Below are 21,190 nucleotides of genomic sequence, written 5' to 3'. Positions count from 1 at the left end.
GACGATCGAAGCCGTTAACATGGAAACGCCGGTCAAGGTCGAGTTCGACAATTTCGAGCACGGCTTTCCGGAAGGCTTCGGCCCCGGCCGCTGGGGCTATCTCGCCTACGGCATCGGGCTCGCCTTTGCGATATTCCAGCTCTACGTCGCCGCCTTCAACTATCTGCCGAGCCAGGTCGTCCGCGGCGTCCATGTCGGCTTCCTGCTGCTGCTGACCTTCGGCCTGATCGGCAACTTCACCGCCAAGACCGATGCGGGGCGTACCGCCGGCTGGACCATCGGCGCCATCGGCTTCCTGTGCGGCCTCTATCAGTGGATCTTCTATGCGGATCTGATCGCGCGCGACGGCGATCCGACGCGCACCGATCTCGTGGTCGGAACCCTGCTGGCGGTACTGATCTTCGAGGGCACGCGCCGGCTGATGGGGCTCGCGCTGCCGCTGATGTGCGGCGCCTGCCTGCTGTACTGGTTCTTCGGCCAGTATCTGCCGGCGCCGCTCAATCATCGCGGCTATGATTTCGATCAGGTGATTACACACCTCTCCTTCGGCACGGAGGGCTTCTACGGCGTGCCGATCTACGTCTCGGCGACCTACATCTTCCTGTTCATCCTGTTCGGCTCGTTCCTCGAACATGCCGGCATGATCCAGCTGTTCACCGACGTCTCGCTCGGCCTGTTCGGTCGCACCCGCGGCGGTCCGGCCAAGGTCGCCGTGTTCGCCTCCGGCATGATGGGTACGATCTCGGGCTCGGGCGTTGCCAATGTGGTGACCGTCGGCCAGTTCACGATTCCGCTGATGATCCGGTTCGGCTACCGCCGCGCCTTCGCCGCCGGCGTCGAAGCCACCGCGTCGATGGGCGGCCAGATCATGCCGCCTGTCATGGGCGCGGTCGCCTTCATCATGGCCGAGACGCTGGGAGTCGACTACTCGGTCATCGTCAAGGCGGCCGTGATCCCGGCCATCCTCTATTTCGCCTCGGCGTTCTGGATGGTGCATCTGGAGGCCGGCAAGCACGGCCTGACCGGGATGAAGCCGTCGGAGATTCCGAGCGCCTGGAAGGCGCTGGTGGCGCGCTGGTACCTCGTGCTGCCGCTCGCCGCGCTGGTCTACATGCTGTTCGAGGGCTTCACGCCGCTGTATGCGGGCTCGATGGGACTCGCGCTGACGGTGGCGCTGATCCTCGGCACCTCGATCACCATGGGCTTCTCCAACCAGGTGCTGCGTTACGTGTTCTGGATCGGGCTGGCGCTCGTCGTCGGCGCGCTGTCGCGCAACGGCCTGCAGATCGTGCCCGTCGCTTCCGTCGTCGTCGCGCTCATCGTCATCACCGGCTTCGTGCGCGGCGGCATGGGCACCTTGCACGCCTGCCGCGATTCTCTGGCTGAAAGTGCGAAGTCGGCGTTGACCGTCGGCATGGCCTGCGCGATCGTCGGCGTCATCATCGGCATGATGACGCAGACCGGCGTCGGCTCGATCTTCGGCAGCTGGGTGATCGGCCTCGGCAAGACCAGCCTGTTCGCGGCGCTGATCATGACCATGCTGCTGTCGATCCTGCTCGGCACCGGCATTCCGACCATCCCGACCTACATCATCACCGCGGCACTGGCGGCACCTGCGCTCGCCAAGCTCGGCGTACCGCTGATCGCGAGCCACATGTTCGCGTTCTACTACGGCATCATGGCGGACCTCTCGCCACCGGTCGCGCTGGCCGCGCTGGCGGCGGCGCCGATCGCCAAGGAGAATCCGGACAAGATCGGCTGGGAGGCGATGCGGATCGCGCTCGCCGGCTACGTCATTCCCTTCATCTTCGTCTACTCGCCGGCATTGATGCTGCAGGCCGGCGACCCGATGGAGGCGCAGCTCGGCTTCCTGGGCGCGGTCGTCTATGCGAGCGTCAAGGCGCTGATCTCGATCGGCCTGTTCGGCATGGTGGCGATCGGCTTCCTGTTCACGCGTATGACCGTGATCGAGCGCCTGCTGGCGTTCGTCGCGTCGGTCTGCCTGCTCGGCGAATTTCCCTACAGTGACGTGCTGGGCTTCGCGCTGGCGGTGGTGATCGTGGCGTGGCAGTGGCGGCAGCGGCCGCCGGCTGCCGTGGCGGCCTCCGCTTGAGCCTCTGCCTCGCCTCATCAGGTGTGGTGAAGGCGCTGACCCTCGCCGGCTTCACTTTGGCCTGGACCCACTCGGTCGAGAAGACCGCGTGGCAGGAGGACTGGCGCGTCACGGCCGACGGTCTCGAACTGGTGCAGGCGCGCGTCAGGGGCTCGGGCGCGGGCATGGAGCCGCCGCCGGAGGCGCGGCTGGTCGACGGCTGGTTCCAGTGGCAGACCCAGCGGGGGCCGCTGTCGCGGATCGTGCTCGCCAATTCCGGCGCGGCCGGCGAGTGGCGCATCTGTGCGGACGGGCAATGCCGGACGCTGTCGGACATTTTCGGCCATGACATCGGCGCCGCGACCATCACGATGAGCGCCTGTAGCGAATAACGAATAAACGACGGGAGAACGCGATGGATCGTCTCAGGGGCAAGGTGGCGCTGGTGGTCGGTGCGGGCTCGATCGGGCCTGGGTGGGGCAACGGCAAGGCCACGGCCGTGACCTTTGCGCGAAAGGGCGCCAAGGTGTTCTGCGTCGACCGCAACAAGGACGCCGCCGCGGAGACCGCCTCGATCATTTCAGGCGAAGGCGGGCAGGCCGAGGCGTTCACCGCCGATGTCTCGAAGGCCGTCGAGGTCGAGGCGATGGTGAAGGCTTGCGTTGCCGCCTATGGCCGTATCGACGTGCTCGACAACAATGTCGGCATTGCGGAGATGGGCAGCGTGGTCGATGTCGATGAAGCGGAATGGGACCGCGTGTTCGCGGTCAACCTGAAGAGCGCCTATCTCGCCATGAAGCACGTCATTCCAGTGATGATCGGGCAGGGCGGTGGCTCCATCATCAACATCTCCTCGGTGGCCTCGATCCGCCAGGTCGGCATCTCCTATGTCAGCTACGGCGCCAGCAAGGCGGCGATGAACCAGATGACGCGCACGACCGCGGTCGAGTTCGCGCCGAAGCACGTCCGCGTCAATGCGATCCTGCCCGGGCTGATGAAGACGCCGATGGTCGAGCACTCCGCTGGGCTGGCTGCGAGCTACGCCAAGGGCGATGTCGAGGAGATGTGGAAGAAGCGCGATGCGCAGGTGCCGATGGGGCATATGGGCGACGCCTTCGACGTCGCCAATGCTGCGGTGTTCCTCGCCTCCGACGAGTCGCGCTATGTCACCGGCACCATGCTGGTGGTGGATGGCGGGTTGACCTGCAGGAGTTAGATCAGACAAGCGCCGGCTTCGTCACGCCGTCATTGCCTCGGAGCGATCGCTCCTCGCAATGACGGCGATGATGCGGGGGAGGGCGCTACTGCGCCATGGCCAGCATGCCGCCCGCGAACGCATGCCATGCCGAGGTCATGCTGATCGGCCAGTTCAGGAGCTTCACGGCGATCAGCGCCAGCCCGCCATAGACGTAGACCGGGTGGACACGTCCGAACGTGCGGCGGTCGTGGATGATGGCGACGACGAGCAGCAGGTAGGCGACGAAAGCCGGCGGGATCGTTACGAACACCGGCGGCGGGCCGAGCGGGCCGGGCGGCGCCAGGAATGTCAGGAACCAGCGCGCCACGGCGGCGTCGAGCAGCGAGATGCCGGCGAGCAGCATCAGCCGCTTGTGCGTTTCCGGCCGGCGCAGATGGACAACCGCGAGCGTAAAGACCACGGCAAAGAAGGCGATGCCGCTGAGCGGCACGATGGCAAAGGCGATGCCCTCATTGACCTGCCCCATTGCCGCGGAGCGCTTCATCGCCTCGATGGCAACGAGGAAGCCAAAGATCGTCATCGCCGTGGCGAGCGATACGCCGAAGATGCCGAGCGAGCGGTGCCGCGCCGTGCGTCCGGATGCGGCAAGCCAGCTCTGCAGCGCGAAATACAGAGTCCAGGTGAAGAACAGGAAGCCGTGGAAATGAATCACGGGCGCGCCGGAGAATGAGCCGCGGGCCAGTGGCAGCCAGTAGGTCGGTGCGAAGCCGATGATCGCAATGGCCATGCAGGCCAGAGCCATGTTGAAATAGAAATAGCGCGCAGGGGACGCAACGACGCCGCGTGCGCGCGAATTGTCGGTCAGAATAGTCATGCGGTTGTGTCTGCGGGGATCGCAACAGGTTCAAATGGCGACGAAGGCTTCGCCGGTGCGCATCCACAACATCGCGAGGGGAATGCGCGGCACGACCACACGCATTTTTGTCGGGCCGCAATCAGCTCGCGAGCGCCCGTTCGCAAGGGGCGCCTTCTGCAGGAAAGGACTGTCGCACCGCGGCTGCCGCTGTATAGTTGAAGTCGCCGCGGCGGCGGCTACGCCCGCGCCGTGCCGGATCGCCCACGACCTGAGAGAGCCATCTGCCTTGACCGCATCCGTCTCCTCATGGGCTGCAGCCGATCGCCGGGATGGGATGCTGCGCCTCGCTGCGCTTGTCACGCTCGGATGGCTGGTCTCGACCCAGGCCCATGCGGTTGGCGCGGCCGAGCCCGGCAAGGAGCCGGCGGTGGATGCCGGTGCCTGCATGGCGGCCTCGGAGGCGCACGATGGCGACAAGGTGCTCACCGAATGCGGCGCCGTGATCGACAATCCCAAGGCCGCGAGGGCCGATCGCATCAATGCGCTGATCGCGCGCGCCTCGATCTTCATCACCAGGGGTGAGATCGATCGCGCCATCGCCGATTACGGCGTGACCTTGCAGCTCAACCCGACGCTCGCCAGCATCTTCAATGCGCGCGGCGAACTGCATCGCAAGAAGGGCGACCGTCCGAAGGCGCTGGCCGATTTCGCCGCGGCGCTGCGGCTCAATCCGGATCACGCCAGCGCCCGCAGCAACTACCACGCGCTCGCAGTGGAGCTCGAGCGCCTGGGCGCGCAGATGGCCGTCGCGGGCAGGCCGAGCTTCAATTGCGCCATGGCGCGGCGCGCCGTGGAGAAGGCGATCTGCGCCGATCCGGAGCTCGCCAATCTCGATCGCGAGATCGACGGCGCGCAGGCCCGCGTCGTTCGCGAGGCGCTCGGCCCCGCCGCGGCACGTGCCCTGCAGCGCGAGCAGGACGCGTTCATCGCGCGGCGCAACGCCGGCTTTGGCAAGCCCGGCTACGATCTCAAGAAGGCAATGCAGGACCGCCTGCGGCGGCTGAACGGCGTCGACGGCTATTAGCCATCGGCGTGGCCGCTTGAACCGGGTTCCGTCCGGAGACGACAACGGGGGAGATCAGCATCTCAACCCGCAACAGTCGGAATTCGAGCCGAGTCCATGCCGATGCACGCTTTCATTCGTTCGATTTCATCCCGCTCGTCCTACCTCGCGCTGGGTCTTGCAGCCGGGCTTGTCCTTGGCCTCGGGGCCCAGCCAGCATCCGCCTCGGACCCCGAATGCGCTTTGGGCAGCAAGGCGCCACCGTCCGAACTCATCGCCGCCTGCTCGACCGCAATCGAGCAGGCATCGGGTTCGCCGAAGGATCAATCCATCGCCCTGGTTGCCCGCGCCGACGCCCGCGCGCGTACCTCGGGCGGCCTGACCCAGGCCCTGAAGGACCTCGACCGTGCCATCGCGCTCGACGGCAAGAATGCGCGTGCCTATCGGCTGCGTGGCGACCTGATGCGCGAAGCCGGTGGCGATGCCGGCAAGGCGGCGGCCGATCTGAGCATGGCGATCTCGCTCGATCCGAATGACGCCGAAGCCTTTGAGCTGCGTGGCGTTGTCCATACCGAGCAGCGCCGTCTTGATCGCGCTCTGGCCGACTACGATCAGGCGATCCGGCTGAAGCCCGACTACGCGCAGGCCTATGCCGACCGGGGCGTCGCCTTCTACCTGCGCGGCGACAATGAGAAGGCCGTGCGCGACTATGACGAGGCGATCCGGCTCGACCCGGAACGGCCGCGCACATTCACCAATCGTGCCGCGGCCTACAAGAAGCTCGGCCAGATGGACAAGGCGCTGGCCGATGACGACGAGGCGATCCGGCGCGATCCGAAGGTGTCGGAATATTACGACAATCGCGGCCTCACCTACGCCGCCATGAAGGAGTACGACAAGGCGATCGCCGATTATGACCAGGCGATCAGGATGGAGCAACGGGCAAATTTCTTCACCAACCGCGGCGATTCCCATCAGTTCAAGGGCGAGCTCGGCGCGGCGCTCAGCGACTACGACGCCGCGCTGCGGCTCGATCCGAATTTCGCGCTCGCCTACAACAACCGCGCGGTGTTGTTCAAGAAGATGGGTGAGCGCGCCAAGGCGCTGGCCGACTACGAGGCGGCGCTGCGGCTGGATCCCGGCAACGACAATGCCAATGCCGGTCGGCGCGTCATGCGGGCCGAAATCAAGAAGTTCGGCGCCGAGCCGCCGCGTCCGTTGAACGCCCCGTCGGAGCGCAGCGGGCCGTCCTTCGACTGCGCCACCGCCGTACGCGAGGTCGAGAAGGTCATCTGTGCCGACCCGCAGCTCTCAGTGCTCGATCTCGGCATTTCCGAAAGCTACGCCCGGCTGCTGAAGTCCTCGCGTGGCCGCGCCGCTGCCGAGCTGCGCAGCAGGCAGCGTGACTTCATCGCCGAGCGCAACGCCCGGTTCGGCAAGCCCGGCTACGACCTTCGTCTAGCCCTGCAGCGTCGCCTGGATACCCTGCGCGATGGAGCGCATTGATCCGGCCCGGAAAATGGCGCGGACGTCCGGGCCTGCCTGATCTGGATCAATTCATGACGGCTTGAACTGTCGCTTTGTCCCGTGACAATACTCGGGAATAAACACAGATCTTGGGGAAACGTCATGAGCGCTGCGAGCCGCTATCACGAGGTCCATGCACGGTCACTGCAGGACCCGGAAGGGTTCTGGGCCGAGGCCGCCCGCGCGATCGACTGGATCGAGCCGGCCAAGACCATCTTCGACCCGTCGATGGGCGCCTATGGCCGCTGGTTTTCCGGCGCCGTCGTCAACACCTGCTACAACGCGCTCGACCGCCACGTCGCCGCCGGCCGCGGCGATCAGCTGGCGCTGATCCATGATTCGCCGCTCACCAGCTCGGTCACGAAGCTCACCTATGCCGAGATGCTGAAGGAGGTGCAGACGCTCGCCGCGATCATGCAGGATTTCGGCGTCGGCAAGGGCGACCGCGTCATCCTGTACATGCCGATGGTGCCCGAGGCGATGGTCGCGATGCTCGCCTGCGCGCGCATCGGCGCGGTGCATTCGGTGGTGTTCGGCGGCTTCGCGGCCAAGGAACTCGCGACCCGCATCGACGACGCCACGCCGAAGCTCGTGCTGTCGGCGAGCTGCGGCATCGAGCCCGGCCGCATCGTGCAATACAAGCCGCTGCTCGATCAGGCGATCGAGCTCGCCGACAACAGGCCCAAGGCCTGCATCATCCTGCAGCGTCCCGAGCATGTCTGCGAGCTCAAGCCCGGCCGCGATTACGACTGGGCCGCGCTGCGGAAGTCCGCGCTCGCCAATGGCAAGGCGGCGCCGTGCGTGCCCGTGCTGGCGACCGATCCGCTCTACATCCTCTACACGTCGGGCACGACCGGCAAGCCGAAGGGCGTGGTGCGCGACAATGGCGGGCACCTCGTCGCGCTCAAATGGTCAATGGAGAATCTCTATGGCATCAAGCCGGGCGAGGTGTGGTGGTGCGCCTCCGACATCGGCTGGGTGGTCGGCCACAGCTACATCATCTACGGCCCGCTGATCCATGGCGCGACGTCGGTGATGTATGAGGGCAAGCCGGTCGGCACGCCCGATGCCGGCGCGTTCTGGCGCGTCATCAGCGACCACAAGGCGGTGGCGCTGTTCACGGCGCCGACCGCGTTCCGCGCCATCCGCAAGGAAGATCCCGAAGGCACGTTGCTGCGCAAATACGATTTGTCACAGTTCCGCACGCTGTTCCTCGCCGGCGAGCGCGCCGACCCGCCGACCGTGGAATGGGCCGAGCAGCAATTGAAGGTGCCGGTCATCGACCACTGGTGGCAGACCGAGACCGGCTGGTGCATCGCCGGAAATCCGGCCGGCCTCGGCCTCTTGCCGGTCAAGCACGGCTCGCCGACGGTCCCGATGCCGGGCTACCAGGTCGACATCGTCGACGAGGCGGCGAGGCCAGTGCCCGCCAACACCATGGGCTCGATCGTGATCAAGCTGCCGATGCCGCCGGGCTGCCTGCCGACGCTGTGGCAGCAGGAGGATCGCTTCAAGGAGTCCTATCTCAGCGAGTTCCCCGGCTACTACAAGACCTCGGACGCCGGCTACAAGGACGAGGACGGCTACGTCTTCGTGATGGGCCGCACCGACGACATCATCAATGTCGCCGGCCACCGGCTCTCGACCGGCGGCATGGAGGAGATCCTGGCCTCGCATCCGGACGTCGCCGAATGCGCCGTGCTCGGCATCAAGGATGCGATCAAGGGCGAGGTGCCCTGCGGCTTCCTCGTGCTCAAGGCCGGCGTCTCGCGCAGCCCTTCTGTGATCGAGAAGGAAATCGTGGCGCTGGTGCGCGACAAGCTCGGCCCCGTCGCTGCGTTCAAGCTCGCCATCACCGTCGGCCGGCTGCCGAAGACGCGTTCGGGCAAGATCCTGCGCGGCACGATCAAGAAGATCGCCGACGGCGAACAATGGAGCATGCCGGCCACGATCGAGGATCCCAAGGTGCTCGAGGAAATCGGCGAGGCGCTGAAGAGCCGCGTCTGACGCGGCGCCGCTGAACGTGCCCCGGGCTTGACCCGGGCGCCCATTGTCGTCAAGCAACGGCCGAGACCAGCCCGATTGACGAGAATGGAACGTTCGATGCGACAGACCTCCGCCCGCTTGGCCTTGGTGCTGATGGCCGTATTTTCGCTCACGGCCTGCGCCTCCCGCAACCAGGGCCCTGCAGTGGCGCTCGGCAATGACGATGACGATGCGGTCTGTCAGGCCGGCGGCAAGGTCGCGCCGGGCTCCGCCGAATATGTCGCCTGCCGCAAGGACCGCGACGTGCAGCGGCAACGCGCCGAGGCACGCGCCGATCGCCGGCAGCGCGATCTCGGCGAATACATGATGAACCATCCCGATCGGCCCTGAGCGCACGTGCAAGCGCCTCTCATGGCGCGTGACTTCGATGCAACAGTTGCGTGACATCGGCACTGCAACAATGCCGATTGATTGAGATCAAATCCAAGTCCATGGCGTCCCTGCCACATCTGCGACCGCAAGGCGCGGCTGTGCCCGCGCAAATGTTGCTCAAGGGTGGCTATGGGGACTTCGATGAACAGAATCTTGAAACTTTCGTCGTCGCTGCTGGTGCTGGCGGCGATCTGCGGAGCCATGGGCTCGGCGCAAGCAGCCGACCTGCAGGCGGCGCCGGTCTACACCAAGGCGCCGGTGGTCGAAGCGTGGAATCCGTGGATGCTTCGTGTGCGAGCGCTCGGCGTGCTGCCGGATGCCGGCGGCTCCAGCGTGAACGTGACGGGCGTGCCGGCGCTGTCGTCGCCGAACTCCGGCCTGTCGATCTCCAACTCGGTCGTGCCCGAGCTCGACATCAGCTACTTCTTCACCAGGAACATCGCGGCCGAGTTGATCCTCGGCGTCACCCGGCATTCCATCGGCGGCACCGGCTCGCTCGACGGTCTCAACATCGGCAAGGCGTGGCTGCTGCCGCCGACGCTCACCCTGCAGTATCACTTCACCGATTTCGGCGCCTTCAAGCCCTATGTCGGTGCCGGCGTGAACTACACGGTCTTCTTTAACCAGAGCGCCGCGAACCAGGTGTGGAACGGTCTTGCCGTCACCAACCTGCACATCTCCAACCAGTGGGGCGCCGCGGTCCAGTTCGGCTTCGACTACATGCTCGACAGGCATTGGGGCCTGAACGTCGACGTCAAGAAGCTGTGGCTGCAGCCGAACTACTCGGCGACCGTCAACGGTGCAATTCCGGTCACCGGCCGCGCCAACATCGATCCGTGGCTGGTCGGCGTCGGCGTCACCTACAAGTTCTGATTTTTTCAGTTCCTCCCAGACTGCCATGGCGCCGGCATCCCCGGCGCCATTTTTTTGGGAGGTTCGTTGGTCGCGGGTCTCGGGCCTGACCACGGCTGTCGTCCCGGCCTTGAGCCGGGACCCATACGCCGCAGCGCGAGCCAGGAACGGAAGGCTTAGTCACAACCGGCTCGGGCAGTTGCGCGATCCTGTGGCTGTGCGTCCCAGCGTTCGCCGGGACGGCAGCGAAGGGCGTGTCACGCGCCTTTGGCGATCCAGAGACGGACGCCCGCGTCCTACTCCTCGTCGTCCTGCTTCTTGCCGCCGATGGTCTTGAGCTTGGCGAACACGGCATCGACGTTGAGATCGTCCTCGTCGCGGCCCGCCGGCTCGTACTCGTCCTTGCGCGTGGTCTCGGAGGCCGGGAGCAGGGTGGCGCCGCTGTAATTGGCGTCGAGCGGCTTTTCCTTGGCGGCACGCTGGACCTCGAAGTCGAGCTCGATCTGCGAGCACAGGCCGAGCGTCACCGGGTCCATCGGCGTCAGCGTCTGCGCATTCCAATGGGTGCGGTCGCGCACGCTGGCGATGGTGGTCTTGGTGGTGCCGACCAGGCGCATGATCTGGGCGTCCTTGAGCTCGGGATGGTTCCGCACCAGCCAGAGAATGGCGCTCGGGCGCTCGTGGCGGCGCGACACCGGGGTGTAGCGGGGGCCCTTGCGCTTGGGCTGCGGCGGCAGCACGACCTTGCTCTCCTGCAGCCGCAGGCGGTAATTCGGGTCGCGCTCGGCCTTCTCGATCTCCTCACGGGTGAGCTGCCCGGTCGAGATCGGATCCATGCCCTTGATGCCTTGGGCGGCGTCCCCGTCGGCAATGGCGCGCACCTCGAGCGGGTGCATCTTGGTAAAATCGGCGACCTGGTCGAAGGTCAAGGCAGTATTGTCGACCAGCCACACGGCAGTTGCCTTCGGCATCAGCGGGGCGTTGCTCATGGCAAATCTCCTTTGTGCTCCGCCCCGGCCCTGGAGGCGAAACCTGCGGTCATCGGCGATGACGGGAATTGGCCCTATATAAGCCGTCCCGGGGGCATGGCGCAATGGCCTGGAGAAAACGGCCTTGACAGCGCTCGAAAGCAGTCCCAAGTCCTACCAAACCAGTGTCAGACCCAAGCTCCTCGCGTATCGACCGCCCCCGCTTGCCGGCCCGGGGGTCCGTGGTCGCCGAAACCAGCCCGCAAAGATCAGCTTAGACCAGCCCCATGGCAGCCAAACCAGACCTCAAAATCGTGCTTTGCTCGCCGCGCGGCTTCTGCGCCGGCGTGGTGCGCGCCATCGACACCGTGGAGCGGGCGCTCGCCATCTATGGCGCCCCGGTCTATGTCCGCCACGAGATCGTGCACAACAAATACGTCGTCGACAGCCTGAAGACCAAGGGCGCCATCTTCGTCGAGGAACTGGCGGAGATTCCCGACAGTACCAACGCACCGGTGGTCTTTTCGGCGCATGGCGTGCCGAAATCGGTTCCGGCCGAGGCCCAGGCGCGCAATTTCTTCTCCCTGGATGCGACCTGCCCGCTGGTCACCAAGGTCCACCGCGAGGCGGCGATCCACTTCAAGCGCGGCCGCGAGATCCTGCTGATCGGCCATTCTCACCATCCGGAGGTGGTCGGCACCGTCGGCCAGCTTCCGGCGGGCGCCGTGACGCTGATCGAGACCGCCGAGGACGCGGCGACCTTCACCCCGAAGGATCCCAACAACCTCGCTTTCGTCACCCAGACCACGCTGTCGATCGACGACACCAAGGATATCGTCGCGATCCTCAAGGGCCGTTTCCCGAACATCTCGGGCCCGCACAAGGAAGACATCTGCTACGCCACCACCAACCGCCAGCTGGCGGTCAAGAAGGTGGCGCCGGTGGTCGACGCGCTGATCGTAGTCGGCGCACCGAACTCGTCGAACTCGCAGCGCCTGCGCGAGGTCGCCGAGCGCGAGGGCTGCCCGATTGCCGTGCTGGCGCAGCGTGCCTCGGACATCGACTGGGCGCGCTTCGAGGGCATCAAGAGCCTCGGCATCACCGCCGGCGCCTCGGCGCCGGAGGTGATCGTCGAGGAGATCATGGGCGCCTTCGCCGAGCGCTACGTGCTCCATGTCGAGACGGTCTCGGCGGCGGAAGAGAACGAGTTCTTCCCGCTGCCGCGCTCGCTGCGGCCGGAAGCCGCGGCCGAGTAAAGGCGGCCCTGGCGGCCGCTCTTTTTGGTCCACCGCCGGCGCATCCGTCTTGAACGCGGCGCTCGCATGCGCGATGAAGGGCGCAAACGAGCCTCCCCGGTGATGAAGTTCGCGTCGGGGGAGGCGGGGCCCGCGAACTTCGAGAACCAGGACAGGGTATGGCGGTCTATACCGACGTCGCCGCCGACGAGCTTGCGGACTTCCTCAAGACCTACGACATCGGCGAGTTGCTCTCCTACAAGGGCATCGCCGAGGGGGTCGAGAACTCCAACTTCCTGCTGCACACCACCAAGGGCTCCTTCATCCTCACGCTGTACGAGAAGCGCGTGGCGGTGGACGATCTGCCGTATTTTCTCGGGCTGATGGCCCACCTCGCCGAGCGCGGCGTGAGCTGTCCGCAGCCCGCCCGCAACCGCGACGGGGCGGTGTATTCGAGCCTGTCCGGCCGGCCCGCGGCGATCATCAACTTCCTGGAAGGCATGTGGCCGCGCAAGCCGAACGTCACCCACTGCGCCGGCGTCGGCGCGGCGCTGGCGCAGATGCATCTGGCCGGACGCGACTTCCCGCTGGTGCGCAAGAATCCGCTCTCGGTCGCCGGCTGGCGGTCATTGTTCGCCCAGGCCGCCGACCGCGCCGACACGGTGCAGGGCGGCCTCTCCGCGCTGCTCTCCGCCGAGCTCGATCATCTCGGGCGCTCCTGGCCGACGCATCTGCCGGAAGGCGTCATCCACGCCGACCTGTTTCCGGACAACGTGTTCTTCCTCGGCGACAAGCTCTCGGGGCTGATCGACTTCCCGTTCTCCTGCAACGACATTCTGGCGTATGACGTCGCGATCTGCCTCAACGCCTGGTGCTTCGAGGCCGATCATTCGCTGAACGTCACCAAGGCGCGCGCCTTCTTCAACGCCTATGGCCGCGTCCGGCCGCTGTCGGAGGCCGAGTTGGAGGCGCTGCCGCTGCTGGCGCGCGGCGCGGCGATCCGCTTCCTGCTGACGCGGCTGGTGGACTGGCTCAACGTGCCTCCCGGCGCGCTGGTGAAGCCCAAGGACCCGCTCGAATATGTCCGCAAGCTGCGCTTCCACCAGGCGGTGACCAGCGTGCGCGACTACGGCATCGGTGGAGCCGTGGCGTGAGCGAGCATCCGGTCGTCAGCATCTACACCGATGGCGCCTGCTCGGGGAATCCGGGGCCGGGCGGCTGGGGCGCGATCCTGCGCTTCGGCGACAAGGAAAAAGAGCTCAAAGGCGGCGAGCCGCACACCACCAACAATCGCATGGAGCTGATGGCCGCGATCTCCGCGCTGGAAGCGCTGAAGAAGTCGTGCCAGGTCGAGCTCTACACCGACAGCCAATATGTCCGGCAGGGCATCACCGGCTGGATCCACGGCTGGAAGCGCAACGGCTGGAAAACCGCGGACAAGAAGCCGGTCAAGAACGCCGAGCTCTGGCAGCGGCTCGATGCCGCGCTGAAGCCGCACAAGGTCAATTGGCACTGGGTCAAGGGCCATGCCGGCCACGCCGAGAACGAGCGCGCCGATCAACTGGCGCGCGATGGCGTGGCGATGGCCAGGATGCAGAAGAACGTGCGGGGCTGAGGTCTTCTACGGTTGTGAGTTTGATCGTCATTCCGGGGCGACGCGAGAGCGTCGAACCCGGAATCTCGAGGTTCCGGGTTCGCTTCGCGCCCCGGAACGACTGATCATCTGCAGCAGTGCGTTGTTTACTTACAGCTGCCCGAGCAGGGTGTCTCCGCCGGAGACTTCGACCTTGCCCGGCGCGGCTTCGAGGTTCAGCTTCTTGACCACGCCGTCCTCGACCAGCATCGAATAGCGCTTGGAGCGGATGCCGAGGCCGGCGCCGGACGCGTCGAGCTCCATGCCAATCGCCTTGGTGAATTCGGCATTGCCGTCGGCCAGGAACACGGCCTCGTCGCGCTGGTCGGTGTCGCGCTTCCAGGCGTTCATCACGAAGGCATCGTTGACCGAGACGATCGCGATGGTGTCGACGCCCTTGTCCTTCAGCGCATAGGCGTTGAGGAAGATGCTCGGCAGATGCATCTTGTGGCAGGTGCCGGTGTAGGCGCCGGGCACCGCGAACAGCGCGACCTTCTTGCCCTTGAAGATGTCGTCGGTGGTTTTGACCTGCGGGCCTTCGCCGGTCATGACGCGGAATTGGGCCTGCGGCAGCTTATCGCCAACCTGGATGGTCATTCGAGTTACTCCTTCCCCTGGATGTGTCTTTTGAATGTGTCTTGCGCGGTGCGCGCTACACTATTCGGCGCGCCGGAAACGGCAACGGCCCGCCGTGATCACGTATCCGTCATCGCACGTCCCTCATCGCATGCCGGCGCTTGCGGCGCCAATGGACTCAGGCGGCCGCGGCCGGCTTCTTCTTCTCGTCGCGCAGCTCCCGGCGCAGAATCTTGCCGACATTGGTCTTCGGCAGCTCGGTCCTGAACTCGATCTGCTTCGGCACCTTGTAGTTCGTGAGCTGCTCGTGGCAGTGCTTGATGATGTCCTCGGACGTGAGGTCGGGATCCTTCCTCACCACGAACGCCTTGACGACCTCGCCGGTCTTCTCGTCCGGCAGCCCGATCACGGCGGTCTCCAGCACGCCCGGATGGGTCGCGATCACTTCCTCGACCTCGTTCGGATAGACGTTGAAGCCGGAGACCAGGATCATGTCCTTCTTGCGGTCCACGATCTTGATCGCGCCGTCCGCGGCCATCACGCCGATGTCGCCGGTGCGGAAGAAGCCGTCCGCGGTCATCACCTTGGCGGTCTCGTCGGGCCTGTTCCAATAGCCCGCCATCACCTGCGGGCCCTTGGCGCAGATCTCGCCGGGCTGGCCGAGCGGCACCTCGTTGCCGTCGTCGTCGCGGATCGACAGCCAGGTCGACGGCAGCGGCAGGCCGATCGTGCCGGTGAACTCGGTCGAGGTCGGCAGGTTGCAGGTCAAGACCGGCGCGGTCTCCGACAGGCCGTAGCCTTCGGCGATGCTGCAGCCCGTCACCTGCTTCCACTGCTCGGCCACCGGGCGCTGCACGGCCATGCCGCCGCCGTTGGAGACCTTCAGCTTGGAGAAGTCGATCTTGCGGAAGTCGGGATGATGCAGCAGGCCGTTGTAGAGCGTGTTGACGGCCGGGAAGGTGGTGACCTGATACTTCATCAGCTCCTTGATGAAGCCGGGGATGTCGCGCGGATTGGGGATCAGCAGATTGGCGCCGCCGGCGCGCACCGCGAGCAGGAAGCAGCAGGTCAGCGCGAAGATGTGGTAGAGCGGCAGCGCGCAGACGATCAGCAGCTGATCGACATGCGGCGGCTTGTCCATCACTGGCTGCAGCCAGGCGTCGTTCTGCAGCACGTTGGCGACGACGTTGCGATGGAGCAGCGTGGCGCCCTTGGAGACGCCGGTGGTGCCGCCGGTATATTGCAGGAAGGCGACGTCGTCCGGACCGATGGTGGGCTTCTGGAAGCGCTTGCCGCGGCCGGCGGCGAGCGCATCGTTGAAGGGCACGGCGCCCGGCAGCGAGAACGCCGGCACCATCTTCTTCAGGCGGCGGACGACGAGGTTGACGATCACGCCCTTGAAGCCGAGCAGGTCGCCCATGCTGGCGACGACGATGTGCTTGACCTGGGTGTGGCCGACCACCTGCTGCACCGTGTGAGCAAAGTTCTCCAGCACGATGATCGCTTCGGCGCCGGAATCCTTGAGCTGGTGCTCGAGCTCGCGCGGCGTGTAGAGCGGGTTGACGTTGACGACGGCGTAGCCCGCGCGCAGCACCGCGGAGATCGCGATCGGATATTGCAGCACGTTCGGCATCATCAGCGCGACGCGCGCGCCCTTGGCCAGCCCAAGGCCCTGCAGATAGGCGCCCAGCGCGACCGACATGTCGTCGAGCTCGCGATAGCTGATCGCCTTGTCCATGCAGATGAAGGCGCGGCGATCGGCGAATTTCCTGAAGCTCTCTTCCAGCAGGTCGACGAGCGACGGGTATTTGCCCGGATCGATATCGGCGGGAACGCCGGCCGGATAGTGCTTGAGCCAGATGCGCTCCATGACCCTTCCTCTCTGATCGTCTCTTGTTCGTGTATTGGCGTCCGCCAGCCTCGCTCGGGAAGCTGGCGGCGGCCAATATCGAATTTCCGGCCCTTCAAGGCAAGCGGCCGGCGTGTCGACGAAAGCGGCAGGGTAAGGAGGCCGGGCGGAGGCTGGGCCCAGTCGGCTGCGGCCCTATGGGCCGCGCCGGATCAGCCGTCCTTCGGCGCGGGCTTGCCGGCCGTCTTCGGCTTTGCGGCGGCCTTGGGCTTGGCGGGCTTGGGCGCGTCGGAGCCGGTCTTTTCCGCCGGTTTTGCGCCGGCATCGTGCTTGGCGGCGACGTGGCGTGCCGCGCCCGGCTTGGCCTCCGCCGGTTTGGCCTCCGGCTTCGCCGCGGCCTTCGCATCCGCATCGGTCTTGGCGGCGGTCCGGGTCGTCGGCTTGGCATCCTTCCGCGCGGCGGCATGCGCCTTCTTGCCGCGGTGTCTGGCCGGGGTCTGAGCGTCGGCATCGGCGGCTACGGCGGCGATCAGCGCCGCGCCGGTGCGCGTCGGGCCGGTGTAGACCAGCACCGGCTCGGACGGGACGGGCGCCGCCGCCAGCAGCTCGGACGGCTTCATGGTCGGCGCCTGCAGGCCGGCGAGCAGGGTGCCGCCGGTCGCTTCGCCGTCCGCGCCGGCAACGGTGTCCTCGTCGTCGTCGCTGGCTGGTCGGTGGCGGCGGCCGTTGCACATGTCGTCGCGCAGGTTGGGCGGTGTCGCGTCGACGGGGGCCAGCTGATCGACTGTGCCGAGCGGCGATTTCAGCCAGCTCAACTGGTTGCCGTTGAAGCCGCGGTCCAGCATCTGGATCGCGCGCACGGCGCGCATCTGTCCTGAGGAGGCGCCGAGCACCACCGCGATCAGGCGCTTGCCGTTGCGGGTCGCCGACGCCACCAGATTGTAGCCCGAAGCGCAGATGAAGCCGGTCTTGAAGCCGTCGGCGCCGGGATAGCGCCCGATCAGCTTGTTGAAGTTCTGCACGACGCGGCGGCCGTAGCGGATCGACGGGATGTGCACGAAGTATTCGTACTCGGGAAGATCGCGGATGATGGCGCGCGCCAGGATCGCGAGATCACGCGCAGAGGTGATCTGGCCGTCGGCCGGCAGTCCGTTCGGATTGACGTAGCTGGTCTGCGTCATGCCGAGCTTGCGAGCGGTGTCGTTCATCATCGCCGAGAAGCCGTCGATGGAGCCGCCGACGCCCTCGGCCAGCACCACCGCCATGTCGTTGGCGGACTTCACCAGCATCATCTTCAGCGCGTTGTCGACGGTGACCTGCGTGCCGGGCCGATAGCCCATCTTCGACGGCGACTGTGATGCCGCGGCCGGTGAGACCGTGAACAGCGTGTCAAGCGTGATCCTGCCGTCCTTGACCGCCTTCAAGGCGACATAGGCCGTCATCAGCTTGGTGACCGACGCGGGATACCATGGATAGGTCGCGTTCTGCGCTTCCAGCACCTTGCCGGTATCGGCTTCGACGAGCAGCAGCGCCTCGGCGCTGGCCCAGCGGGGCGTGAGCACGAGAGCGGCAGCGAGAGCGATGATCTTGATCGGGGCGTAGCGGAACAACAGGCGAAGCGTCTGCACTGGTCTGGTCCGGTCCTTTGAGACCCGCCTCGCGCGGCGAGGTGGGCAAGCGGGCTTTCGGGTTTCAAGCGTGTCCGGCGCCGCTTCGGTTGCGGCAGGCCGCGAACCTATACCGGCTCGACGCTGGCGAACAGAGGCCAGCCATTCAATTCCACGATGAAAGCGTCCCGCGATCAGGTCTTGACGATGGTACCCTCGCGCTCGGACGCTGCGAGAGTCGCGCGCGCGCTCTCCTGCACCATGAACTGGGCCTTCGCCAGTTCCGCGAAGTGGCCGCCCTTGGCGACGAGTTCATCGAACGTTCCGCTTTCGATCACGCGTCCGTTCTCGAACACGAGGATTCGCGTCGCGTTGCGGATGGTCGAGAGCCGGTGCGCGATCACGAAGGTCGTGCGTCCCTTCATCACCTCGTCGAGCGCCGCGTTGAGCTTGGCCTCGGTGACGGCATCGAGCGCTGATGTCGCCTCGTCGAGAATCAGGATCGGCGGATCCTTCAAGAGCGCACGCGCGATCGAGAGCCGCTGGCGCTCGCCGCCGGACAGCATGCGGCCGCGCTCGCCGGCATTGGTATCGAAGCCCTGCTCGGCGCGGTCGATGAAGTCGAGCGCCTGGGCGCGCGCGGCGGCGGTGCGAATCTCCTCCTCGGTCGCATCGGGCTTGCCGACCAAGAGGTTCTCGCGGATCGAGCGATTGAACAGCAGCGCCTCCTGGAACACGACGCCGATGTTCCGGCGCAGGGCCGCAAGCTTCAATCCGCGGACATCCATGCCGTCGATCTTGATGAAGCCGGATTGCGGATCGAAGGCGCGATGCAGGAGCGCAATCGCGGTCGACTTTCCGGCGCCGGTCGGCCCGACCAGCGCGATGGTCTGGCCGGGCAGCGCGGTGAAGGTGAGATCCTCCACCGCCGGCCGCTTGCCGTCATAGGAGAACGACACATCGTTGAATTCGACCAGGCCCGAGAGCCGGCCGACGTCGATCGCATCGGGGCGGTCGCGCACCGCCGGCACGGCGTCGAGCACGGTGAAGAACTCGGCCAGCCGCGGCGCTTCCATGAACACGTTGTTGATGAAGGACACGACCTGCTCGAGCTTCTGGATCAGCATGGTCGCGAACGACACGAACATCACGATCTCGCCGACCGAGCTCAGTCCCTGCTGATGCAGCGCGATGCCGAGGGTGAAGATCGCCAGCACCGTGATGGTGGTGGAGGCGCGCGTGATCACCGTCACCAGCGCCCACCAGCCGAGCACCGGCATCTGCACCGAGAGCAACTGGCCGGCGACGTTGCGCAGGCCCTGCACCTCGGCTTCGATGCGCACGAAGCTCTGCACCAGCGCGACGTTGCCGAGCGCATCGGAGGCGCGCGCCGACAGGTCGCTGTAGTGCTCTTCGACCTCGCTCTGCATGCCGTAGGTCTTGCGCACCACCAGCGTCGTCAGCACCGTGAACACCACGCACAGCACGAACAAGAGGATCGCGAGCCGCCAGTTCAGATAGAGCGACAGCGGCAGCAGCACCAGCACCGACATGATGGCGGCGAAGTGCTCGCGGAAGAACGACAGCCACAGCTTCCACAGCGCGTCGGTGCCGTTGATCATCACCTTCATCAGTCGGCCGGAATGGGTGCCGGAATGGAACGTCAGCGGCAGCTGCAAAATGTGCTCGAAATAGCTCGTCAGCACCGCATGGCGCTGCCGGTGCGCCAGCCGGTCGGCCTGCAGCGCGACCCAGGCGCTGGCCAAAATCGTGAACAGGCCGAATCCGGCCCAGGCCGCGAGCAGCGGCCAGGCGGTGCTGGTCGAGGCGTTGCCGGAGAGCGAGTCGACAATGCGTCCGAACAGCACCGGCTCGGCGAACTGTGCCACCGCGAGGGCCAGGTTGGCGATCGCCAGAAACCAGCCCAGCCGCGCCTCCTTTCCGAGCAGATGGAGCACGCGGGCATAGATACGGAGCAGGGACATGGGCGGGGCGCTTCGTGTCGACAGTTGGAACCAGCGCTGGGTGCGCGCGGCGCCATGTTAGCAAGGGAACGGCCGCCGCGGCGAGCGCTCAGTTGACGAGCCGGCTGTCGGCGGGCGGCAGGAAGCTGTCGTCGAAGATGTCGGCGGGTAGCGGACGCTTGTGGTGGAATTTGCTGTCCTCGGCGAGCTGGTCGAGGGCCCGCTCGAACCGGGCGGGATCGATGCCGCCGATGCCGTCGCGGCGGACGTCCGGCGTCAGCACGTTGTCGACGAGCACGCTCTGCAGCCGCTGCAGCTCGAGCTCGCGCGAGCCGTCATCCATCCGGCTCACCACGTCGGCGATCGCGCCGGCAGGGTCCTTGATGGCAAGCTGCAGGCCAGACGTCAGCGCGCGCAGGAATCCCTTCACCGCAGCCGGCTGCTTGGCTGCAAAGCCGGGATTGACGATGACGGCGTGGCCGTAGGCCTCGCAGCCGTAATCGGCGAAGCGCAGCACCGCGAGATCGGCGGCAGGCACGCCGCGGTCGCGCAGATTGAGGGCCGACAAATAGGAAAAGCCGCTGACGGCATCGACCTGGCCGGCCGACAGGATCGGCTCGCGCACGGCCGCGCCGACGCGCGAGAGCTTGATGGTCTCGGGCCTGAGATGGTTGTGCCGCGCGACCGCCGGCCACAGCCGGATCGAGAGATCGCCCTCGGCGACGCCGAGCGTCTTGCCTTCGATGTCGCCGAGCCCGTTGATGCCGCGGCTCCTGCGCGCGATGATCGCATAAGGCGCCCTGTTGAACAGCACGAACACGGCCTTGACCGGCTGACTGTTGGACGCGTCGCGATAGCGGATCAGCTCGTTGATGTCGGCGAGCGCCATGTCGGTCTCGCCGGAGGCCACCCGCGCGATCGCATCGGGAGAGCCCTTGGCCGTGGTGATGGTGACGGTCACGCCCTCGGTGGCGAACAGCCCGCGGCTGGCGGCGAGGACCAGCGGCGCCATGCTGCCATCGAGCGGCCGATCCAGCGCGAACATGACGGCGACCGGACGTTTCGGCTCCTCTGCGAGGGCCTCGTGATCTGACAGCCACGCGGGCACCACGAAGGCCGCCAGGAGCGCCAAGCGCGCCAAAGCAAGCAGGGTGACGGGTCGTCGCATGCACATCATGTCACGCCGGTATTCGCAGGCCGTACCGGTCTTGTCACGCCGGTATTCTAATCAGTTCGCCGGCCGTCGCGGGATCGATATGTCAATTTCGTGACAATGTCGCTGTGTCGCTGCCGCTCGGGGCCGGCGGTGCCTGATCATGTCGGATCGAATGTGAACGGTCCATGAGCAAGGC

The 21,190-nt window shown here is 66.2% G+C and carries 18 protein-coding genes; 11 read left to right on the top strand and 7 right to left on the bottom strand.

What is annotated here, in order from left to right; all coding sequences use genetic code 11:
- Positions 1-19: 19 nt before the first annotated feature.
- From QX135_RS11480 to QX135_RS11470, 3 genes are read left to right on the top strand one after another with little or no spacing between them, the layout of a single operon-like run.
- Positions 20-2,113 (top strand): TRAP transporter permease, encoded by a 2,094-nt coding sequence (locus tag QX135_RS11480; RefSeq protein ID WP_316234103.1) that lies wholly within the window; start codon positions 20-22, stop codon positions 2,111-2,113.
- Positions 2,110-2,484, top strand: coding sequence for a DUF1850 domain-containing protein (locus tag QX135_RS11475; protein WP_316234090.1), 375 nt, complete (start codon positions 2,110-2,112; stop codon positions 2,482-2,484). Before QX135_RS11480 ends, QX135_RS11475 begins: the two co-directional genes overlap by 4 nt.
- A gap of 23 nt (positions 2,485-2,507) precedes the next feature.
- Positions 2,508-3,308 (top strand): SDR family oxidoreductase, encoded by an 801-nt coding sequence (locus QX135_RS11470; protein WP_316234089.1) that lies wholly within the window; start codon positions 2,508-2,510, stop codon positions 3,306-3,308.
- Positions 3,309-3,393: 85 nt separating this feature from the next.
- On the opposite strand, the gene QX135_RS11465 is transcribed toward QX135_RS11470, so the two are convergent.
- Positions 3,394-4,164, bottom strand: a complete 771-nt coding sequence (locus QX135_RS11465) for a hypothetical protein (protein WP_315777848.1) — start codon at positions 4,162-4,164, stop codon at positions 3,394-3,396.
- A gap of 316 nt (positions 4,165-4,480) precedes the next feature.
- Here QX135_RS11465 and QX135_RS11460 point away from each other — a divergent pair, with 316 nt between their 5' ends.
- The 5 genes from QX135_RS11460 to QX135_RS11440 all read left to right on the top strand — a co-directional run bounded on the left by QX135_RS11460 (position 4,481) and on the right by QX135_RS11440 (position 10,027).
- The gene (locus QX135_RS11460; protein WP_316234102.1) at positions 4,481-5,230 is read left to right on the top strand and encodes a tetratricopeptide repeat protein; all 750 of its coding nucleotides are present in this window, start codon (positions 4,481-4,483) and stop codon (positions 5,228-5,230) included.
- Between the two features lie 102 nt (positions 5,231-5,332).
- Positions 5,333-6,715: a tetratricopeptide repeat protein gene (locus QX135_RS11455; protein WP_316234101.1), complete on the top strand. Its 1,383-nt coding sequence runs from the start codon at positions 5,333-5,335 to the stop codon at positions 6,713-6,715.
- 123 nt (positions 6,716-6,838) lie between these two features.
- Positions 6,839-8,743: a propionyl-CoA synthetase gene (locus tag QX135_RS11450; RefSeq protein ID WP_316234088.1), complete on the top strand. Its 1,905-nt coding sequence runs from the start codon at positions 6,839-6,841 to the stop codon at positions 8,741-8,743.
- A 96-nt stretch (positions 8,744-8,839) separates the two neighbouring features.
- Entirely contained in the window at positions 8,840-9,112 is a 273-nt protein-coding gene (locus QX135_RS11445) for a hypothetical protein (RefSeq protein WP_315736121.1), read from the top strand.
- A 183-nt stretch (positions 9,113-9,295) separates the two neighbouring features.
- Complete coding sequence (locus QX135_RS11440; RefSeq protein ID WP_315736122.1) at positions 9,296-10,027, top strand: OmpW family protein; 732 nt, start codon at positions 9,296-9,298, stop codon at positions 10,025-10,027.
- A 275-nt stretch (positions 10,028-10,302) separates the two neighbouring features.
- Here QX135_RS11440 and QX135_RS11435 read toward each other — a convergent pair whose 3' ends face one another.
- Positions 10,303-10,995, bottom strand: coding sequence for a DUF1013 domain-containing protein (locus tag QX135_RS11435; RefSeq protein WP_315736123.1), 693 nt, complete (start codon positions 10,993-10,995; stop codon positions 10,303-10,305).
- A gap of 266 nt (positions 10,996-11,261) precedes the next feature.
- Between QX135_RS11435 and ispH the strand changes: the two genes are divergently transcribed.
- From ispH to rnhA, 3 genes are all read left to right on the top strand, one after another.
- Positions 11,262-12,230, top strand: a complete 969-nt coding sequence (gene ispH / locus QX135_RS11430) for a 4-hydroxy-3-methylbut-2-enyl diphosphate reductase (protein ID WP_315716301.1) — start codon at positions 11,262-11,264, stop codon at positions 12,228-12,230.
- Positions 12,231-12,388: 158 nt separating this feature from the next.
- Positions 12,389-13,363: a homoserine kinase gene (locus QX135_RS11425; protein WP_316179461.1), complete on the top strand. Its 975-nt coding sequence runs from the start codon at positions 12,389-12,391 to the stop codon at positions 13,361-13,363.
- On the top strand, positions 13,360-13,824 hold the full coding sequence (gene rnhA, locus QX135_RS11420; protein WP_315736125.1) for a ribonuclease HI: 465 nt from the start codon (positions 13,360-13,362) through the stop codon (positions 13,822-13,824). The genes QX135_RS11425 and rnhA overlap by 4 nt, the downstream gene beginning before the upstream one ends.
- A gap of 129 nt (positions 13,825-13,953) precedes the next feature.
- On the opposite strand, the gene QX135_RS11415 is transcribed toward rnhA, so the two are convergent.
- The 5 genes from QX135_RS11415 to QX135_RS11395 all read right to left on the bottom strand — a co-directional run bounded on the left by QX135_RS11415 (position 13,954) and on the right by QX135_RS11395 (position 21,012).
- Positions 13,954-14,439 carry a peroxiredoxin gene (locus QX135_RS11415; protein WP_315716297.1) on the bottom strand — a complete coding sequence of 162 codons (486 nt, stop codon included), beginning with the start codon at positions 14,437-14,439 and terminating at the stop codon, positions 13,954-13,956.
- Positions 14,440-14,596: 157 nt separating this feature from the next.
- Positions 14,597-16,288, bottom strand: a complete 1,692-nt coding sequence (locus QX135_RS11410; RefSeq protein ID WP_315797711.1) for a long-chain fatty acid--CoA ligase — start codon at positions 16,286-16,288, stop codon at positions 14,597-14,599.
- A gap of 191 nt (positions 16,289-16,479) precedes the next feature.
- Positions 16,480-17,895, bottom strand: coding sequence for a D-alanyl-D-alanine carboxypeptidase family protein (locus QX135_RS11405; RefSeq protein WP_315797710.1), 1,416 nt, complete (start codon positions 17,893-17,895; stop codon positions 16,480-16,482).
- A gap of 173 nt (positions 17,896-18,068) precedes the next feature.
- Entirely contained in the window at positions 18,069-19,859 is a 1,791-nt protein-coding gene (locus QX135_RS11400) for a glucan ABC transporter ATP-binding protein/ permease (protein WP_315797709.1), read from the bottom strand.
- An 88-nt stretch (positions 19,860-19,947) separates the two neighbouring features.
- Positions 19,948-21,012, bottom strand: a complete 1,065-nt coding sequence (locus tag QX135_RS11395; protein WP_316179464.1) for an ABC transporter substrate-binding protein — start codon at positions 21,010-21,012, stop codon at positions 19,948-19,950.
- Positions 21,013-21,190: the final 178 nt, after the last annotated feature.

Origin of the sequence: Bradyrhizobium sp. SZCCHNR1098 (assembly GCF_032489375.1) — a bacterium.
GTDB lineage: Bacteria > Pseudomonadota > Alphaproteobacteria > Rhizobiales > Xanthobacteraceae > Bradyrhizobium.
This window is presented reverse-complemented; position numbering and strand designations above follow the sequence as displayed.

Coding starts and splice junctions, on each gene's coding strand:
- QX135_RS11480 (WP_316234103.1), top strand. CDS start 20: ATGGAAACGCCGGTCAAGGTCGAGTTCGACAATTTCGAGCACGGCTTT.
- QX135_RS11470 (WP_316234089.1), top strand. CDS start 2,508: ATGGATCGTCTCAGGGGCAAGGTGGCGCTGGTGGTCGGTGCGGGCTCG.
- QX135_RS11465 (WP_315777848.1), bottom strand. CDS start 4,164: ATGACTATTCTGACCGACAATTCGCGCGCACGCGGCGTCGTTGCGTCC.
- QX135_RS11460 (WP_316234102.1), top strand. CDS start 4,481: ATGCTGCGCCTCGCTGCGCTTGTCACGCTCGGATGGCTGGTCTCGACC.
- QX135_RS11455 (WP_316234101.1), top strand. CDS start 5,333: ATGCACGCTTTCATTCGTTCGATTTCATCCCGCTCGTCCTACCTCGCG.
- QX135_RS11450 (WP_316234088.1), top strand. CDS start 6,839: ATGAGCGCTGCGAGCCGCTATCACGAGGTCCATGCACGGTCACTGCAG.
- QX135_RS11445 (WP_315736121.1), top strand. CDS start 8,840: ATGCGACAGACCTCCGCCCGCTTGGCCTTGGTGCTGATGGCCGTATTT.
- QX135_RS11440 (WP_315736122.1), top strand. CDS start 9,296: ATGAACAGAATCTTGAAACTTTCGTCGTCGCTGCTGGTGCTGGCGGCG.
- QX135_RS11435 (WP_315736123.1), bottom strand. CDS start 10,995: ATGAGCAACGCCCCGCTGATGCCGAAGGCAACTGCCGTGTGGCTGGTC.
- ispH (WP_315716301.1), top strand. CDS start 11,262: ATGGCAGCCAAACCAGACCTCAAAATCGTGCTTTGCTCGCCGCGCGGC.
- QX135_RS11425 (WP_316179461.1), top strand. CDS start 12,389: ATGGCGGTCTATACCGACGTCGCCGCCGACGAGCTTGCGGACTTCCTC.
- QX135_RS11415 (WP_315716297.1), bottom strand. CDS start 14,439: ATGACCATCCAGGTTGGCGATAAGCTGCCGCAGGCCCAATTCCGCGTC.
- QX135_RS11410 (WP_315797711.1), bottom strand. CDS start 16,288: ATGGAGCGCATCTGGCTCAAGCACTATCCGGCCGGCGTTCCCGCCGAT.
- QX135_RS11400 (WP_315797709.1), bottom strand. CDS start 19,859: ATGTCCCTGCTCCGTATCTATGCCCGCGTGCTCCATCTGCTCGGAAAG.
- QX135_RS11395 (WP_316179464.1), bottom strand. CDS start 21,012: ATGTGCATGCGACGACCCGTCACCCTGCTTGCTTTGGCGCGCTTGGCG.